Genomic DNA, 18061 nt, shown 5'->3' with positions numbered 1-18061 from the left:
TTAAACAGAACTGTCACATCGATGCATGATCACTGCTAATCTGCATGATCCCACCCACCCGCTTTTTAGCAGCAAAAACCAACCGTCAACGATGTGGTCTTCCTGACCTTTCTGGGCGTATTGTCGACTGCGCAGGCCTATTTGCTTTGGTACGAGGCCGCCGCACGTGTCTCGATCCTGACGGCCACCTGATTGGTCGCCACCTCAGTGGTGTTCACCTTCGTCAATCCGGCTATTTTTCTACGGGCGCCGATCATCCCAAGTGGCCGCTCTGGGGGCGACTTTGATCGTTTCGCAGTGTTTCTGGCGACCGGGAAAAACTAGGTGAAAGCCAAACCCGAGTTACCGGCGGCGCCACCAACGTCGCAGCAGGTTGACGTCCATGGCGGCCACCATGATGCCCAAAGGGATCATCCAAAAGCCCAGGACAGGAAGAAAACCGAAGACGCCCGCGACGATCAACAATAGCCCCACGACAAACCGCAGCCCCCGCGGGACGTTGCGGCGGATCCGGGCCAAGACAGGGTGCAGGCGGTGCTGGATGGCCCGCCAGCGCCCCTTGTCGCCCGGGTCAGTCACCCCTCCATCGCCTCCAACTCGTCGATAAAGCCCGAGATCATCGACAGGCCCTTGTCCCAAAAGTTCGGGTCGCTGGCATCCAGCCCGAACGGGGCCAGCAATTCCGTGTGGTGCTTTGATCCACCTGCGCGCAGCATTTCGAAATACTTGTCCTCGAAACCTTCGGCGCCGCTTTCATAGACCGAATAGAGCGCGTTCACCAACCCGTCGCCGAAGGCATAGGCGTAAACGTAGAAGGGCGAGTGAACAAAGTGCGGGATATAGGCCCAGAAGGTCTCGTACCCGTCCATGAATTCAAACGCGGGGCCAAGGCTTTCGGCCTGAACGCTCATCCACAGGGCGTTGATGTCATCCGGAGTCAGTTCCCCCTCGCGGCGGGCGGCGTGCAGTTTGCATTCAAAGTCATAGAAGGCGATCTGGCGGACCACCGTGTTGATCATGTCCTCGACCTTGCCGGCCAGCAGAACCTTGCGCTGTTCGGGCGTTTCGGCCTGATCCAGCATCTTGCGGAAGGTCAGCATCTCGCCGAAGACGCTGGCGGTTTCGGCCAGTGTCAGGGGCGTCGAGGACAGCATCTCGCCCTGATCGGCGGCCAGCACCTGATGCACGCCGTGGCCCAGCTCGTGCGCCAGGGTCATCACGTCGCGCGGTTTGCCCAGGTAGTTGAGCATCACGTAAGGATGCACCTCGGTCACGGTGGGATGTGCGAAGGCGCCCGGGGCCTTGCCGGGCTTCACCGCCGCGTCGATCCAGCCTTTCGAGAAGAACGGCGCCGCGATGTCGGCCATACGGGGATCGAAGGCGGCGTAAGCCTCCATCACGGTTTTCTCGGCGTCCTCCCACGACACGGTGCGGGTGTCTTCCATCGGCAGCGGCGCGTTGCGGTCCCAGACCTGCATCACATCCAGCCCCAGCCACTTGCGCTTGAGCTCATAGTACCGATGGCTGAGTTTGGGGTAGGTGGCCACAACCGCCTCGCGCAGGGCTTCGACCACTTCGGGTTCGACATCGTTCGACAAGTGACGCCCTGTTTGCGCGGTCGGCATCTTGCGCCAGCGATCGACGATTTCTTTCTCTTTGGCCTGCGTGTTGTGGACACGGGCAAATGTTTTAATGTTCTCCTGAAACACGCGGGCCAGTTCGCGCGCCGCTGCCTCGCGCTTGGAGCGGTCCTGTTCGGTCAGCAGGTTCAGGGTGCCCTCGATGTTCAGTTCATTGCCATCCACATTGAACGTCAGACCGGCGATGGTTTCGTCGAACAGACGCTCCCACGCGTCGCCGACAACGCCCAGATCGTGCAGGAATTTTTCCAGCTCGTCAGACAGCTGATAGGGCTTCATCGCGCGGATACGCCGGAACACGGGCTCGTATCGGGCAAGATCCGGGTTGGCAGCAAAATGCGCCCCAAGCACATCATCTTCGATCCGGTTGATCTCGAGCGTGAAAAACACCAGAGGCGTCGTGAACACGGTGATCTTTTCCTGCATGTCCGACAGGAACTTGGCCCGCTCTGCGTCGGTCGTCAGCTGGTAATAGCGCAGACCGGCAAAGGACATAATACGGCCTGCGACCGCGTTGATCTTTTCATTGCGCTGAACGCAGGCCAAAAGGGCCGCGGCGTCCAGCTCTGCCAGCTTGCCTTCATAGTCGGCCGCAAAGGCGGCACATTCGCCTTCCAGCCAGTCCAGGTCGCGCGCCAGTTCGGGCGCTTCTTCGGATGTGTAGAGATCCGTCAGATCCCATTCGGGAAGATTGCCCAGATTGTCGGCGCCGCCCATTGCGTTTGCGTCACGGACGGGAAAGGGAAGGTCGCGCATGGATCACCTTTTGTAGACTGCTTTTGCAAACATCTAGGGGTGGCGCGCGCGGATCACAAGCGGCCAATCCCAAGGTGAAAAGGTTTACGTGGAAACCAGCTCGGACGCCCCATTTGATTGGTTGGCCCGGAAATGCCTGGCAAGCTGGTCCAGAACCGGGCCCCGAACGTCCGGTGCTTCCATCAGCACTTCATGTTCACCGTTCGGGATTTCGATCAATGTACCATTCGGCCAATTGGCCATGCGCGCCCGTATGGCCTTGCGATCGACGATCTGTTCGTGGCTGCCCAGAAAAGTCAGACAGGGTGTCTTCGGGGCGGGCTGTTCCATCAACCATTCGCATTCGTCCAGCGACTCGCGCAGCCAGCGGTTGGAAGGGGCACCAAGAGCCAGTTCGGGATGCGCATTCAGCTGATTTTGCATCATCCGGTACATGTCCGGGTCGCGGGTCAGCATATTCCCATCGAAAGGTTGCGACAGGACATAGCTTTCAAGCGTCGTGGTCGGGGGGGTGCGTTCGCCAAGGCCAAGCGCGGTGCCCCAATACGCTGTAACGCGGCTCAGAGGTTTCATGACCGGAGTGAAGAAAATTCCCCACATTGGGCCGGTGAACGCGCACGCGGCAAAACACCCTTTTTCGATGACGGCACGCAACCCGATGGCACCGCCCATCGAATGCCCGACGACATACCACGGCTTGGGCAGATCCAGAGCGTTCGCAAGGTCCAGGGTTGACTGAACATCGTATTGGTAATCGGTGAAATGATCGACATGGCCGATGCGTGGGTTGTCCAGCAGCCGATCCGCAAGACCCTGACCGCGCCAGTCCACGGCCAGCATCGCAAAGCCGCGTTTCGTGAATTCACCGGCTGTACTGCCATATTTTTCGATATATTCGGTGCGTCCGGGGAACATCATGACGGTGCCATGTGCACCATCATCCGGAAGCCAGTGACCCACGCGAATGCGTGTTTGGTCAGACGTCGTCAACCAGTGGGCCTTTCCACCGGCAGGTCCGCCGGCCACGTCTTCAAAAAAGGGGGCCGGCGACAACTCCATCAGGCCAGTACCGAGGCAAGCTTCATGGCAACACCCATGTCGCCGTCAATGCTCAGCTTTCCGGACATGAACGCGCCGGTCGGATTCAGCTCACCGCTGAGGATCTGTTCGAACGTCTCTGCATCAGCGCTCATGGTGACACTGGCCTCTTCATCGCTGACCCGCGCACCGTTTTCGTCCAGAACGATCGAACCCAGATCGGTGATGGCAAACTTGGCCGTGTCATCAAACGCGCCGCCTTCCAGTTTTTCGTTCAGTGCGGCAGCCGCCTTTTCAAGAGTCTCGCTCATGCTTTTCCTCATATTGTTAGTGCGCCGTGAATGGACATCCCCGGTCGCAACGCTACACTGACTATTGTTATGAGCATTGCAATTCACAATCTCAAAGGTACCGTTGCGGCACTTTTTGTCCTAGTCACGTTTTCCTCCAATTGTTTCGCGCAGCAGGCGGATTCACGGGACGAGGATGAGTTGCTGCAAAAACTGGCGCAGTCGACCCCGGAACAGGCAATTGCACTGGATCGGCAGTTGCAGGCGCTGTGGTCGCAATCGGGGTCTGCGTCGGCTGATCTGCTGCTGGAGCGGGGACGCGAAGCCTTGGATGAGGGCGACGTCGGCGCTGCTCTGGATCACCTGACCGCGCTGACGGATCACGCGCCTGATTTTGCCGAAGGCTGGCATCTGCGCGCCTCCGCCTTTTTCGGGGTCGAGCGATTTGGTATGGCGGCCGCCGATCTGGAACATGTGCTGACGCTGAATCCAAATCACTATGAGGCGATTTACGGTCTGGGTCTGATCTTTGAGGTTATCGGGGAACCTCGGAAAGCCTACGAGGCTTATTCTCGGGCCTTGGCTATACATCCCCATCACGAAGAAGTAACCAATGCCGTGAATCGGCTGAAGCCTCAGGTTGAAGGCAAGGCGCTGTAAGGCTCGGGGCAGGGGGCGAATGTGAGCGGGTCATCCCGAATCGTGGCCGTACTTGGCCCGACCAACACTGGTAAAACTCATTACGCTATCGAACGCATGCTGGGCCATCGGACCGGCGTGATCGGTCTGCCGCTGCGCCTGCTGGCGCGCGAGGTCTATGACAAGATCGTTGCGATCCGTGGGCCGTCGGTGGTGGCGCTGGTCACGGGCGAAGAACGGATCGTACCGCCCCGCGCCCAGTATTGGGTGTGTACGGTTGAGGCGATGCCGGAAGGCATGGGTGTTGATTTCGTTGCCATCGATGAGATTCAGCTTTGTGCCGATCCGGAACGGGGTCACGTCTTCACCGACCGTCTGCTTAGGTCTCGCGGCACGAACGAGACACTGTTCCTTGGCTCGGACACAATGCGTGGCCCTATTTCGGCGCTGGTCCCCCAGGCGCAGTTCGTGCGGCGAGAGCGGATGTCGCAGCTGGTTTACTCGGGCTCCAGAAAGATCAGCCGGATGCCTGCGCGGAGCGCCATCGTGGGGTTCTCGGTTGAAAACGTCTATGCCATCGCCGAATTGCTGCGCCGCCAGAAAGGTGGAGCTGCGGTGGTCATGGGGGCGCTCAGCCCGCGGACCCGGAATGCACAGGTGGACCTGTACCAAAACGGTGAGGTTGATTACCTGGTTGCCACGGACGCTATCGGGATGGGGTTGAACCTGGATGTGAACCACGTTGCGTTTTCATCCCTGTCCAAATTCGACGGGCGCAGGATGCGTCCGCTTGCGCCGAACGAGCTGGCGCAGATCGCGGGCCGGGCAGGTCGCGGGATGTCGGATGGCACATTCGGCGTAACCGGAGAGGCCCCGCCGCTGGACGAGGGCGTGGCGCAGGCGATCATGGACAGCCGGTTTACGCCGATGAAAAAGCTGAACTGGCGAAATGCCGCCCTTCGGTTCGGCTCGATTGATGCGCTGATCGACTCGCTTGAGGTCGGCCCGGATGATGAACACCTGATCAAGGCCCGCCCTGCTGATGACCTGAACGCGTTGAAATCGCTGTCGCAAGTAACCGAAGTTATCGCCCGGGCAAGCGACGGCCCGTCCATCCGGTTGCTGTGGGATGTGTGCAGAATCCCTGATTTTCGCGGTATCAGCCATGCGGAACATGCCAGCTTGCTGGAGGTGATCTATGGCCATCTGCATGAACGGGGATCCATTCCCGACGAGTTCATGGCACGGCAGATCAGACGGATCGATCAGACCCACGGCGATATCGACGCTTTATCTAAAAGATTGGCATATATTCGCACGTGGACATATGTTGCGCAGCGGAAAGGGTGGGTTCGTGACGAATCACATTGGCGTAACGAAACCCGCACTGTAGAAGACAGACTGTCCGACGCTCTGCATGAGCGTCTCACGCAAAGATTTGTGGATCGGCGCACATCCGTTTTGTTGCGCCGGCTCAAACAGAAGGAGGCCCTTTTGGCCGAAGTAAATGACAAGGGTGAAGTGACCGTCGAAGGCGAATTCGTCGGTCGTCTGGAAGGGTTCCGGTTCATCCCGGACAAAAGCGCGCAGGGAACCGAGGCAAAAGCTCTGAAATCGGCGTCTCTGCAAGCACTCGCGCCGCAATTCCATCTGCGCGCCGATCGCTTCTACAACGCGCCCGATACTGAAATTGATTTCACTGATCAGGGTGGCCTGATGTGGGGTGAATACGCCGTTGGCAAGCTGGTTGCCGGGGCGGAACCTCTCAAACCTATGGTCGAAGTGTTCGTTGACGAAGCGGCGGGGCCGGATGTCGAGCAGAAAGTGCAGCGCCGTTTGCAGCACTTCATTGACCGCAAGGTGGCCGCTCTGTTCGAGCCGCTGCTGAACCTGTCCCGCGATGAGGAACTCAGCGGCCTTGCCAAAGGCTTTGCTTTCCGCATGGTCGAAGCGCTGGGTATCCTGCCCCGCGCACAGGTCGCACAAGAGGTCAAGGATCTTGATCAGGACGCCCGCGGCGCCTTGCGCAAGCATGGTATCCGGTTCGGCCAGTTCACCATTTTCATGCCGCTGCTGCTGAAACCGGCCCCGACGCGTCTGCGTCTCGTGCTTTGGGCGCTGTCCAGCGGGTTGCAGGAATTCCCCGAAGCGCCGCCTCCGGGCCTGGTGACCGTGCCGGTCGCCAAGGATGCGCCGCAGGGCTATGACACCATGTGTGGCTACCGCGATGCAGGCGAGCGTTCGATCCGTATCGACATGCTGGAACGTTTGGCGGACATGCTGCGCGCAGAAGACAGCCGCGGCGGTTTCGAAGCCAAACCCGATATGCTGTCGATCACCGGTATGACGCTGGATCAGTTCGCAGACCTTATGCAGGGGCTGGGATACAAGGCGGAACGCGGCGAGCGGCCGAAAGTCAAACCTGCACCGGCCGAACAGCCGGCGGCAGCTGAAGCGGACAAACCGACCGCCGAGGAAGCCCCGGCAAGTGAAGTCGCGGCAGAAGACGTCGCCGCACCCGCCGAGGCGGCAGCCGAGGCCACCGACGGCACCGAGGCGGCAGCCGAGGCTGGTGCGGACAGCCTTCCCGCAGAACCAGTGTCAGACGAACCCGAGGTTGAAGTGTTCTACACCTTCACCTGGGCCCGTCAGCGACAGCCCAACCGAGGTCCGCGCCGCGAGCAGGGGCAGGGCAAGGGCAAACCGCGCGGCAAGCCGCAGGATGGCCGTGGCAAACCGCATGGCAAGAAGGGCGGCAAGCCTCAAGGCGCCAAGACCTTCTCGTCCCGGCCGCCGAAAAAGGAAAAGGCGATTGATCCCGACAACCCGTTTGCAGCCGCGCTGATGGGTTTGAAGGACGGCAACTGATCCGAAATGGCCGAGGCCAAGCTGCGGATTGACAAATGGTTGTGGCAGGCGCGGTTCTTCAAGACCCGCAGCCTGGCCGCCAAACAGGTCAGCGGGGGCCATGTCAGGTTGAACGGAAGCCGGGTGCAAAAACCGGCGCAGGCCGTGGCCCCGGGCGACGTTCTGACCTTTCCTCAGGGCCGTATCGTCCGCGTTGTGCGCATCGAAAAAATCGGGGATCGCCGTGGTCCGGCCCCCGAAGCGCAAACGCTGTATTTCGATATGACCGAAAAACAGGACGTTCCGCCCAAAAATCCGGGGTTTGAGGGAAAAGGTCGCCCGACAAAGAAAGATCGCCGTTCTCTTGATCTTTCTCGCACCGAAGATCGCTGATCATATCTTGAAGAGTAGGCCAGACTGAATTAGCTAAACGCTCAAACCGCAAACGGGAATCCGATCATGACCTATGTTGTCACCGAAAACTGTATCGCCTGCAAATATACCGACTGTGTCGAAGTATGTCCGGTGGACTGTTTCTATGAAGGTGAGAACACGTTGGTCATCCATCCCGACGAATGCATCGACTGCGGTGTTTGCGAACCAGAATGCCCGGCCGACGCGATCCGCCCCGATACTGAACCGGGCATGGATCAATGGGTCGAATTCAATCGCAAGTACTCGGAAATGTGGCCCGTGATCGTCACCAAGAAAGATCCGCTTCCCGATGCGGAAGAACGCGACGGTGAAGAAGGCAAGATGGAGAAGTATTTCTCGGAAGCACCGGGCGAGGGTGGTTGAACGATTCGCGCTCAAACCTCTGTTTGATGCGAAAAGAACGCGGCTCAACCTGTTGAAAACAGGTTTAATATGAAAATTTACCGCCGGGTAAACTTTCGGGTGTCGTATTTTTGTGATATACTTGGTTCTTGTATGATGACCGAGATTGGGATGCGCTCCACAAGTATGCTCGCTTTGGAGATTTGAATTTGTGACAATATCGCCGCCTGTCGGGGCTGAGAAAGTCCCCGCATGTGGTGCTTTTGTTGTCTGTGTCCCGTCCGCAAGCAAGGAAAAAACTGAATGACAAAGTCGAAAAAGCTCGAGTTCCGCCCGAACGACTATGTTGTCTACCCCGCTCATGGCGTAGGCCAGATCATCTCGATCGAAGAACAGGAAGTCGCGGGATTCTCTCTGGAGCTGTTCGTCATCTCATTTGAGAAAGACAAGATGACTCTGCGCGTGCCGACCAACAAGGTTACCGAATCCGGTCTGCGGTCGCTCAGCTCGCCCGACGTGATCAGTCAGGCGATGAAAACGCTGAAGGGAAAGGCAAAGGTCAAACGCGCCATGTGGTCGCGCCGTGCTCAGGAATACGAGCAGAAAATCAACTCGGGCGATTTGATTTCGATTGCGGAAGTGGTCCGCGATCTGCATCGCACGGACGACCAGCGCGAGCAGAGCTATTCCGAACGTCAGCTGTACGAAGCTGCGCTGGAACGCCTGACCCGCGAGGTCGCGGCGGTTTCCGGCACCGGCGAAGTATCCGCTGCCAAACAGGTGGACGAAGTTCTGACCTCTCGCGCTGCCTGACAGCGAGTTCGATATGACAACAGGCCGCTCCACCATCGGAGCGGCCTTTTTCGTGGCTTGGTGAATTCCGCAAGTACCGCTAATTCTACTGTATATGCAGCAAGCTACAGGGCGGACATGAAGCAGACAGTTAGATATCTGTATATCGGACATGACCCGATTTCGGTCTGGTTTCGGTACGCTCTGATCCTGTTCGATGTTGCGACAATCATTTTCTTTGTCGCAACGGCTCACGTCCCTCATGGTCCCGGCTTGATCCTTGCAAGCCAGTTGATCGGTTTTTTAATTTTCTTGGACTTTTCAGCGCGGCTTTGGATTTCAAAGGATCGTTGGAAGCTGCTGCGCCAGATTTATACGCTGGCGGATATTGTCGTTATCGTCTCGCTGGTTCTGGATCCGTTTCTGACGGGCAACCTGGCTTTCCTGAGGATTCTGCGGGCCTTGCGCCTGATCCATTCATACCACCTGCTCAGGGACTTGCGACGCGACAGTACCTTTTTTCGCACCCATGAAGACGCGGTGATTGCAGCAATCAATCTGATGGTTTTCGTCTTTGCCACCTCTACGGCGGTATTGGTGTTCTTCATTCCGGAAGACGCCCAGACGCCTTACATAGACGCGCTGTATTTCACCATGGCCACCCTGACCACAACCGGGTTCGGCGACATCACGCTGAGCACACCTTGGGGCAAGCTGTTTTCGGTCTTCATCATGGTCGTGGGCGTCGCGTTGTTTGTCCGTTTGGCGCAGGCGATATTCATGCCGCAGAAGGTACGTCACAAATGCCCAAGCTGCGGGTTGTATCGGCATGATCCGGATGCCGTGCATTGCAAGCACTGCGGTGGAACACTGCGGATCGAAACAGGCGGCGCGTCCTAAATCTGCGCGCTGATGGCAAGCAGAAACGCGATCTCGGCCAGTTGTTGCGATGCCCCAAGTATGTCCCCGGTCTGGCCGCCGATCTTCTTGCGCGCTGTCAGCGCCAAGATGGCGGCAACCAAGGCAGCAGAGAATATGGCGGTGATCGCCGAACCCCCGCACATGAAAACGGCGATTGTAACGGCCAGGCCCAAGGACATGCTGACCGAAATCGCGCCGGGGGTTCCCACCGAATGGCTCAGCCCCGATTTTCTGGCGTTTGGCAGGGATGCCATCAAAACCGGCATCAGGGCGCGTGAGAACACGCAGGCTGCCAGAATCGGCCAAATCGACCCGGTTGCCAAAATCGTGGCAACTGCCGAAACCCGAGCAAGCTGGGAAACAACCAAAGCGAGAACACCATAGGTTCCGATCTGGCTGTCTTTCATGATTTCAAGTCGACGTTCAGCGGTGAACCCGCCCCAGAGGCCGTCGAACGTATCGGCCAGACCGTCCTCGTGCATCGCGCCCGTCGTCATGATCAACATTGCAACCAACAGTGTCGCGGCAACAAAAGGGGGCAGATGAAAGACCATTGCCAACCATCCGACCAGACAGGCGATCGCTCCGACGGCCAGCCCGGCGATGGGGAAGGCCCATGCCGCCTGTGCCTGCCGCTTGAATACAGGTTCCGGCAATCGGGGCAGGGGCAGGCGGGTCAACAGCACCAGAGCCAGAGGAATATCCCACAGGGAAAAGGGATTGGTGTCGTTTTTCTGCACGCCCGTGCCTTTCGGGGTCTTGTTGGTTTCGATGCTTCGGTTAAACACACAGGACCACTCTGATGCAATGAGGCTTTCATGTTGCCTGAACTGAATGATTTGAACGCGTTCCGTGCTGCGCTTGCAGCGGCTCCGGGGCCGGATGCCACCGCGGCGCAGGGCGCGGCAGAGCGAAACAGACAACTGACGAAACCCCCGGGCGCGCTGGGGCGACTTGAAGATTTGGCAATCTGGTACGCAGGATGGCGCGGAGATGCCCGTCCAAAGATCGCGGCGCCACAGGTCATCGTCTTTGCCGGAAACCACGGAGTCACCGCACAGGGGGTCTCGGCTTTTCCGTCGGAAGTGACCGTGCAGATGGTGATGAACTTCGAACATGGCGGTGCGGCGATCAACCAGCTGGCCCGGGCGGCGGGTGCAACGATGGATGTTCACGCGCTGGATCTGGACAACCCGACCGCAGATTTCACCCGGGCACCGGCCATGACGGAAGCCGAATTGCTGGACGCGCTGCGCACTGGCTGGCAGGCCGTGGATCCGCAGGCTGATCTGTTGGTCGTGGGCGAGATGGGCATTGGCAACACCACCCCGGCAGCCGCGATTGCCTGCGCGCTGTTCGGTGGTGACGCGGCCGATTGGACAGGTCGCGGGACGGGCGTCGATGATGCGGGGCTGACCAACAAGACCCGTGTTGTGGCCGAAGGTGTAGCGTTGCACAGGTCAGAGGATGGCCTTGAAATTCTGCGCTGCCTCGGAGGTCGTGAGATTGCGGCGATGGCCGGGGCGATTGCCGCCGCGCGGATATTGCGCATTCCTGTGATCCTGGACGGTTTCATCTGTACCGCTGCCGCTGCCTGCCTGTGGAGGCTGTCGGACACCGCGCTGGATCACGCCGTGGCCGGCCACCAAAGCGCCGAGGCCGCACACGGTGCCGTATTGGTGAAGCTGGGCAAGGAACCGCTGCTGAGCCTTGGTCTTCGGCTGGGCGAAGGCTCGGGCGGGGCGCTGGCGATCAATATTCTCAAAAGCGCCGTGGCCTGCCATTCCGGTATGGCAACCTTTGCCGAGGCAGGAGTGTCTGACGGTTGATTCATTGCCTGACCCGGGCACAGGCTTGGGTCAGGCGGACTTCTTGGCGTGTTTTTCGGCCAGTTCCAGCAGCGCGGTTTCCAGATCCTTTTCCAGCTGCTGTGCACGCTCGATGTATTTCTTGTTTTCGGCAGTTGGCAGACCCGGGACCCACAGCTCGGCGAGATCGCGAACAGACATCCGGTCATGATGATAAAAAGTCTGTTCCGCCTGTGCGGCCTCGTACTCACTCAGCCCGATATTCTCCAGAACATAGCGGCCTGCGCGCAATGAGCTGTCGAAAAGTTCCCGCACGATGTCGTTGGCACCAGCCTGATAGAGCTCGTACACATGAGTCCGGTCGCGGGCGCGTGCGATGATGTGCAGGTCAGGGCGCTGCCGTCTGGCATACCCGACAAGCCGCGTGACTTGTTTGTGGTCATCCATGGCAGCGACAAGGACCGACGCTTTTTCCAATCCCGCAGCGCGCAGCAATTCAGGGCGTGTTGGATCGCCCAGAAACCCTTTGACGCCGAAACGGCGCATCAGCTGAATAGTTTCGATGTTGTGGTCCAGCACAACCGTCTTGAACCCGCTGGCCCGCACCAGCCGGTTTACAATCTGCCCGAACCGACCGATCCCGGCAATGATGACGGGGCCTTTTTCGTCAATTTCATCCGGCTCGGGTTCTTTGGAAGTGTCGCCGATCTTTCGCGACAGAAGATCGTAGATGATAAACAGAAGCGGTGTGATCAGCATCGTCAAAGCGATGATCATCAGCAGTTTTTGGGACAGGTCGGGGGGGATGACATTCTGTTGCGTAGAAAATGCCAGCAGAACAAAGCCAAACTCACCCGCTTGCGCCAAGCCCAAGGTAAACAGCCAGTGATCGCGCCCACGCAACTTGAAGGCCTTGCCCACAAGATACAGGATGATCCCTTTTGCAAGGATCAAAAGAAGCGCCAGACCGATCAGGTCAAGGGGGTCATCAAAGAAATAGGCAACATCGATCCCGGCACCGACCGTGATGAAGAAAAGCCCAAGCAAAAGCCCTTTGAATGGCTCAAGGTCGCTTTCCATTTCATGTCTGAACTCGGAACTGGCCAGAACCACGCCCGCCAGGAAGGCGCCCAGGGCAGGGGAAAGTCCGACGAGGGTCATCAGGAAGGAAATCCCGACCACGATCATAAGCGCCAGAGCGGTATACATCTCGCGCAGGCGGGTCGCGTGAATGAAGCGAAACAGCGGACGGGTCAGGTAGACACCGGCCAGAATGACAAACACCACTGCCCCGATCGTGACCAGCGTGACGGCCCAACCCGGCAGACCTTCGACCAGAGAAAGGCTGTGATGGTCCGCGCCGTGAAGTCCTCCGGCCCCGCGGTCAATCGAACCATCCGATTTGATCTGAGGCATGGCCGGCAAGGCCAGAAGTGGAAGCAAGGCCAAGATCGGAATGACCGCTATGTCCTGGGTTAACAGCACCGAAAACGTAGCTCGACCGCCATTTGTTCGCATCAGGCCCTTTTCGGAAAGGGTCTGAAGAACGATTGCCGTGGATGACAGCGACAAAGTCAGCCCTACGGCCAGGGCGACCGACCAGGGGTGGTTGGCGTACATTGCCACGGCAGCAATCGCAGCCGTCGACAACGCAACCTGCAACCCGCCCAACCCCAGCAACTTGTCGCGCATATCCCACAGGGCGCGCGGCTCCAGTTCCAGACCGATCAGGAACAGCATCATCACCACACCGAATTCGGCAACGTGCTGAAGGTTTTCCGTTTCCGCGCCGACAAGGCCAAGAACAGGACCAATGATAATCCCGGCAGCCAGATACCCCAGAACCGACCCCAACCCCAGCCGTGCAGACAGGGGAACGGCGATCACCGCTGCCGCCAGATAGATTGAAGCCTGATATAGGAATACGTCCATAGGTGTCCTCTCGGGCCCGTTCAGGTGGGCAGGGGGGCGTCGCGTTTCAGTTGGTCCATTACGATCTGGCTCTGAACTCTTGCAACGGCAGGATGCGGCAGGATGACCGAATGTAGCAAGCTGTTGAGCGCGGAAAGATCGTCACAATAGATGTGCAGCAGGTAATCTGCCTCACCGGTCATCGTCCATGCGCTGGTAATTTCGGGGCGGGTGTCGACCATGCGGGCGAAGCTTGCAGATTGTTCAGGGCCATGAGTTCCCAGATGGACCTGAACAAAGCCTTGCACTTGCAGACCCAGTTTCAACGGGTCCAGCCGCGCGGCATACCCGGTTATGTACCCTTCGGCTTCAAGCCGCTGGCGGCGGCGTCCTGCCTGACTGGGTGACAGGTTCAGCATTTCGCCCAGTTGGTGCGCGGTCAGGTGTGCGTCCTTTTGCAGGGCGGAAAGCAATCGCTTGTCGGTCGCGTCCAGCATGTGCGGAAAAATCCTGCCTTTATTAACTTTTATGCGCGTTTTGCGCGCCTATCGGCAGTTTACACGAAAACAATGCGCAGAAACAGCGTCATAAAAGTCATATTTTTGAATCAGCAAAGAAATTCCTGTTTTCGAAGGAGACGCGCCATGGGTCCTTTCCCACACAACGCCCCGAAATCTGTTATCAGCGAAGAAAACCCTGCCGGTACCGATGGGTTTGAATTCGTCGAGTTTGCCCATCCTGAGCCGCAGGAGCTGCGTGATCTGTTCGCGAAGATGGGGTTTGACCTGGTGGCCCACCACAAGGAAAAGCCCGCCGTCGAGCTGTGGCAGCAAGGGGATGTCACCTATATCTTGAACGCGGATCCCGACAGCTTTGCCGCGAGGTTCGTGGACGAGCACGGACCTTGCGCGCCATCCATGGGGTGGCGAGTTGTTGACGCGCAAAAGGCCTATGACCATGCCGTATCAAAAGGTGCGGAACCTTACGACGGCGCTGACAAAACCATGAATGTGCCTGCGATCAAGGGCATCGGCGGATCGTTGATCTATTTCGTCGATCAATATTACGACACATCGCCATACAATCAGGAATTCGAGTGGATCAAAGAATCCAAACCTCGGGGCGAGGGGTTCTTCTATCTCGATCACCTGACGCACAACGTCTACAAGGGCAACATGGACAAGTGGTTCAAGTTCTACGGCGACCTGTTCAACTTCCGTGAAATTCGTTTCTTTGACATTCAGGGCAAGTTCACCGGGTTGTACAGCCGGGCGCTGACGTCTCCTTGCGGTCGTATCCGCATCCCCATCAACGAAGACCGCGGTGAGACGGGGCAAATCGTATCCTACCTGAAGAAATACAAAGGTGAAGGCATTCAGCATATTGCTGTCGGCAGTGACGATATTTACGCCTCGACCGATGCAATTGCGGAAAACGGTCTGAAATTCATGCCGGGCCCGAACAAGGCATATTACGAGATGTCCAGGACCCGCGTGGCCGGCCACGAGGAGCCGCTGGACCGGATGATGAAACACGGCATCCTGATCGATGGTGAAGGCGTTGTCGACGGTGGTGAGACCCGGATTCTGCTACAGATTTTCTCGAAAACCGTCATCGGACCGATCTTCTTCGAGTTCATTCAGCGCAAGGGCGACGACGGTTTCGGCGAGGGAAATTTTCAGGCGCTATTCGAATCCATCGAACGCGAACAGATCGAAAGCGGCGAGATTTCCGCAGCCTGATTGCAACGCACTGACACGCCGGGGGCAGTTCATCTGCCTTCGGCGCTTTTATGTGACGGTTGGTGCGTCAGAAGATCGATTGCCGGTTTTCAGCTGCGCGGCATCGCCAGGGTCACGTTGCGGCCCTTTTTCTGATATCGGAGCTCACTGTCGCTGATCGCGATGACTTTCCCGCCATCAAGGCGGTCTCCGACTTTCAGCTTTTTGTAACGCCCGCTGGGAAGCCGCACCAATGCGCGTCTGTTGGCCGGCGTTCCGTAGACCCCGATCAGGTTCAGCCTGCGCAGGTTGATTGCGTTGTCGATCGTGGCTTGTCGTGCGACCGACGCGGTCGAAGGGATTTTGGGCGCGACGGTCTTTGGTTGGAACGATCCTGCGTCATCGGATTTCTGATCCAATGCTGCTGTGGACCCAAGATTCGAACTGTTTGAAGCAGGTGATTTGGCAGGGGCCAATCCGGCGGGGCGGGATTTGGGCCGCGGGACTCTTACGACAGCCAAGGCCGTTGGTGCCTCATCGACCTGTGGTTCGGTCTGAAGGTTTTCCGGGCGCGCTTTCGGTCGCTTGGATGCCAATTCCTCCAGTGACCGGCCACCCAGTTGACCGCGCTCGAAATTCTCGACCAGATCAGCGGGGCGCGGCTTGGGTCGAATGCCTGCCAATCTGTCGTCGACCTCGTCAACCACAGGTTCTTCTTCGAAACGAACCGGAGTTTCAGGTGGAACCTTGGAAGGGCGCCCCAGATAAACAACGACCCCCGCCGGATTAACGGTGCCTTCCGGTGTAGGCACGACCAGGCCGTTCTCATCCAGATCAAACCGAGTGCCCGCAATGTTGGGGGATACGTCGGGTTCAAAAGGAGCGTCGGTGTCAAAACTGGGGTCGGGCGGTAAGGCAACCGCATCCTCGAACAGATCGGCGTGGTCCAGCGATGCCAGATACAATTCCTGCGGTTCCGCGGTCTCAGGTATTTCCGGTGCCGCAGGCGCTGTCGTGCTTATGCCCGTAACGGCCTCGACACCTTTTAGTGTTTCGGGGTCCTGAGCGACGGAGTCCACCGCGGTAGGGGCAACTTTGAGGGCCTCCAGAATGGCTGCATCTGTGGCAGTCAGATCCGGCTGGGTGCCGGTCTCGGTTTCCGAGGCCTCGTTCGCAGGCACTTCGGCGTCATCGGTCGCAAGGTCCGGAACGGTTTGTTGCGGGGCTTCCAGCGCCGCCGTGTCCAGCTCCGATTCAGGCAGGGGCTCTGCGGCGGGTTCAGTGGCGGGAACCGCAACCTGAGCCGGGCTCTGTTCGGCCTGATCCTGTTCAGGGTCGGACCCCGATGCCAGCCAAACGCCAACAAGTCCACCAACGAGAAGCACGGCGGCAAAGAGCGGAATGGCAGACCGGTTTACCCCTGAAGATGCATCAAGATTGTTCGTTGTTTCCCGGGGTGCTCGGAAAGCCTCGGGCGCGGCGGTTCCGGCAATCGGATGGGTGGGCAGGTCGGAATCATCAGCCTGTTCAACTGCGTCCGTTTCCACCGGAGATGGCTGGTTTTCCGGGTGTGACAGATCGGAAGCGTCCGAGGTTTCGCGAAACAACGCCTCACGCGGGAACGCGCCCTCTTTGTCTTCGGCGGTGAACGCCACCACCACAAAACCATTTTCCGAGGCAAAGGTCCGCGCTTCGGCCAGAGTTTCAACCGCCACGGCGGCAACAAAGGTCGTGTCGCCTTCGGTCTGGCTGTCATAACTCAGTTCCGACAGGGCGTAAGGCGTGGCCTCGGTCAGAGCAGTTTCGATACGTTCCGCCCGGTCTTCCGGCGGCAACCTATCGGTCGAAAGCTCTAGAAACCGAATCTGATCCTCTGGCAGCACAAGCTTGCAGCTCAGATCATTTTCCAGCGCAAATGCCTTTTCCCGCAACGCCTGCATCTGTGCGGACAAGTCCGGAACATCCAGCGGAATCGTACCGACAACAAACCAGTCGTCATCGGAACGGTGGTGCAGTGTTATTCCGGTCGCAGAAAAAGACAGCGCAAAGGCGGGTTTCATATTCCGGAGGAACCATAATTATCAATGTCAATGCAAACGACTTTGCGTTTGCAGACCGACATTAAAGCAGGAACCCGCCGAGGGAAAGAAAAAGGCGGTATCTCCTCTTGTATCGCAAGGGCCCGTCAACCCATCTAAAAGCAGAGTAATTTGGAGTGATAACCTTGAAGACATTCGCTTTTCTGGCCGCGATGATGGCGGCTACGGCTGCCGGGGCCGCTCATGCGGAAGAACGTCGCATCAACGTTGATGCAACCGGAACAGTGCAGATTGCGCCTGATATGGCGACGATAACCTTGGGCGTGACCAACGAAGACGCCGAAGCCTCGGCTGCGATGCAGGCGACGTCAGATGCCGTTTCCAAAGTCTTGGCGCGCCTGACCGAGATGGGTATCGAAGATCGTGACGTCCAGACACGGGACCTGTCATTGTCGCCCGTCTGGTCGGGTCGTCATGGACAGAATGGGGAGACGCCCGAAATCACCGGCTTTACGGCGTCCAACCGCGTGTTTGTGCGCGTACGCGACCTGACCCAACTGGGGAAGATCATGGACGCGGTCATTCAGGACGGCGCCAATGATTTCGGGGGCTTGAGCTTTGGCGTACAGGATCCCAAACCGATCGAGGCGCAGGCGCGTGCCAAGGCCGTTGGCGAAGCCACTGCCAAAGCACAGCAGTTGGCAGAGGCAGCGGGCGTGACGCTTGGTCCGGTTCAGTCGATCTCGGAGCAAACAGCTGGCATTCGTCCGATGGCAGAAATGCGTGCGCTGAGCATGGCGGATGCGGGTGGTGTTCCCGTCGCGGGCGGCGAGGTGTCGGTTTCCGTCAGTGTCTCGATGGAATTCGAGATTTCAGACTAAG

17 protein-coding genes are annotated in these 18061 nt (G+C 58.5%); 9 read left to right on the top strand and 8 right to left on the bottom strand.

Annotated features, from left to right (window positions below; genetic code table 11):
- Nucleotides 1-342 precede the first annotated feature (342 nt).
- The 4 genes from GS611_RS05730 to GS611_RS05715 form a co-directional block, all read right to left on the bottom strand.
- Nucleotides 343-579 (bottom strand): hypothetical protein, encoded by a 237-nt coding sequence (locus GS611_RS05730; RefSeq protein ID WP_171633140.1) that lies wholly within the window; start codon nucleotides 577-579, stop codon nucleotides 343-345.
- Nucleotides 576-2396, bottom strand: coding sequence for a M3 family oligoendopeptidase (locus tag GS611_RS05725; RefSeq protein ID WP_171633138.1), 1821 nt, complete (start codon nucleotides 2394-2396; stop codon nucleotides 576-578). Before GS611_RS05725 ends, GS611_RS05730 begins: the two co-directional genes overlap by 4 nt.
- Before the next feature lie 84 nt (nucleotides 2397-2480).
- Complete coding sequence (locus GS611_RS05720; protein WP_171633135.1) at nucleotides 2481-3455, bottom strand: alpha/beta fold hydrolase; 975 nt, start codon at nucleotides 3453-3455, stop codon at nucleotides 2481-2483.
- Nucleotides 3455-3745, bottom strand: coding sequence for an SCP2 sterol-binding domain-containing protein (locus tag GS611_RS05715; protein WP_171633132.1), 291 nt, complete (start codon nucleotides 3743-3745; stop codon nucleotides 3455-3457). Before GS611_RS05715 ends, GS611_RS05720 begins: the two co-directional genes overlap by 1 nt.
- Before the next feature lie 30 nt (nucleotides 3746-3775).
- Here GS611_RS05715 and GS611_RS05710 point away from each other — a divergent pair, with 30 nt between their 5' ends.
- The 6 genes from GS611_RS05710 (at nucleotide 3776) to GS611_RS05685 (ending at nucleotide 9679) form a co-directional block, all read left to right on the top strand.
- Nucleotides 3776-4384 carry a tetratricopeptide repeat protein gene (locus GS611_RS05710; RefSeq protein WP_171633129.1) on the top strand — a complete coding sequence of 203 codons (609 nt, stop codon included), beginning with the start codon at nucleotides 3776-3778 and terminating at the stop codon, nucleotides 4382-4384.
- A gap of 21 nt (nucleotides 4385-4405) precedes the next feature.
- Entirely contained in the window at nucleotides 4406-7231 is a 2826-nt protein-coding gene (locus GS611_RS05705) for a helicase-related protein (protein WP_171633127.1), read from the top strand.
- A gap of 6 nt (nucleotides 7232-7237) precedes the next feature.
- A complete protein-coding gene (locus tag GS611_RS05700; RefSeq protein ID WP_171633125.1) occupies nucleotides 7238-7603 on the top strand; it encodes an RNA-binding S4 domain-containing protein in 366 nt (121 codons plus the stop codon).
- A 66-nt stretch (nucleotides 7604-7669) separates the two neighbouring features.
- Nucleotides 7670-8008 carry a ferredoxin FdxA gene (gene fdxA, locus GS611_RS05695; protein WP_152457680.1) on the top strand — a complete coding sequence of 113 codons (339 nt, stop codon included), beginning with the start codon at nucleotides 7670-7672 and terminating at the stop codon, nucleotides 8006-8008.
- A gap of 282 nt (nucleotides 8009-8290) precedes the next feature.
- Complete coding sequence (locus tag GS611_RS05690; protein ID WP_171116428.1) at nucleotides 8291-8800, top strand: CarD family transcriptional regulator; 510 nt, start codon at nucleotides 8291-8293, stop codon at nucleotides 8798-8800.
- 117 nt (nucleotides 8801-8917) lie between these two features.
- Nucleotides 8918-9679, top strand: coding sequence for an ion channel (locus GS611_RS05685; protein WP_171633123.1), 762 nt, complete (start codon nucleotides 8918-8920; stop codon nucleotides 9677-9679).
- Here GS611_RS05685 and cobS read toward each other — a convergent pair.
- Nucleotides 9676-10488: an adenosylcobinamide-GDP ribazoletransferase gene (gene cobS, locus GS611_RS05680; RefSeq protein WP_371732226.1), complete on the bottom strand. Its 813-nt coding sequence runs from the start codon at nucleotides 10486-10488 to the stop codon at nucleotides 9676-9678. The two genes, GS611_RS05685 and cobS, sit on opposite strands and share 4 nt — an antisense overlap.
- Nucleotides 10489-10518: 30 nt before the next feature.
- Between cobS and cobT the strand changes: the two genes are divergently transcribed.
- Nucleotides 10519-11529 (top strand): nicotinate-nucleotide--dimethylbenzimidazole phosphoribosyltransferase, encoded by a 1011-nt coding sequence (gene cobT / locus GS611_RS05675; protein ID WP_171633121.1) that lies wholly within the window; start codon nucleotides 10519-10521, stop codon nucleotides 11527-11529.
- A 30-nt stretch (nucleotides 11530-11559) separates the two neighbouring features.
- Here the strand turns inward: cobT and GS611_RS05670 are convergent, their stop codons facing one another.
- Together GS611_RS05670 and GS611_RS05665 are read right to left on the bottom strand one after the other, a co-directional pair.
- Entirely contained in the window at nucleotides 11560-13440 is a 1881-nt protein-coding gene (locus GS611_RS05670; RefSeq protein WP_171633117.1) for a monovalent cation:proton antiporter-2 (CPA2) family protein, read from the bottom strand.
- Nucleotides 13441-13460: 20 nt separating this feature from the next.
- The gene (locus GS611_RS05665) at nucleotides 13461-13916 is read right to left on the bottom strand and encodes an Lrp/AsnC family transcriptional regulator (RefSeq protein WP_171633115.1); all 456 of its coding nucleotides are present in this window, start codon (nucleotides 13914-13916) and stop codon (nucleotides 13461-13463) included.
- A 147-nt stretch (nucleotides 13917-14063) separates the two neighbouring features.
- Here GS611_RS05665 and hppD point away from each other — a divergent pair, with 147 nt between their 5' ends.
- The gene (gene hppD, locus GS611_RS05660; protein ID WP_171633112.1) at nucleotides 14064-15161 is read left to right on the top strand and encodes a 4-hydroxyphenylpyruvate dioxygenase; all 1098 of its coding nucleotides are present in this window, start codon (nucleotides 14064-14066) and stop codon (nucleotides 15159-15161) included.
- Between the two features lie 89 nt (nucleotides 15162-15250).
- On the opposite strand, the gene GS611_RS05655 is transcribed toward hppD, so the two are convergent.
- The gene (locus tag GS611_RS05655) at nucleotides 15251-17200 is read right to left on the bottom strand and encodes a hypothetical protein (protein WP_171633110.1); all 1950 of its coding nucleotides are present in this window, start codon (nucleotides 17198-17200) and stop codon (nucleotides 15251-15253) included.
- 155 nt (nucleotides 17201-17355) lie between these two features.
- On the opposite strand from GS611_RS05655, the gene GS611_RS05650 reads away from it, so the two are divergent.
- Complete coding sequence (locus tag GS611_RS05650; RefSeq protein ID WP_371732225.1) at nucleotides 17356-18060, top strand: SIMPL domain-containing protein; 705 nt, start codon at nucleotides 17356-17358, stop codon at nucleotides 18058-18060.
- Nucleotide 18061: the final 1 nt, after the last annotated feature.

The sequence above is a fragment of the Ruegeria sp. HKCCD6119 genome, from assembly GCF_013110585.1.
Classification (GTDB): Bacteria; Pseudomonadota; Alphaproteobacteria; order Rhodobacterales; family Rhodobacteraceae; genus Ruegeria.
Note: the sequence above shows the minus strand (reverse complement) of the source record. Positions and strands in the feature narration are given on the sequence as shown.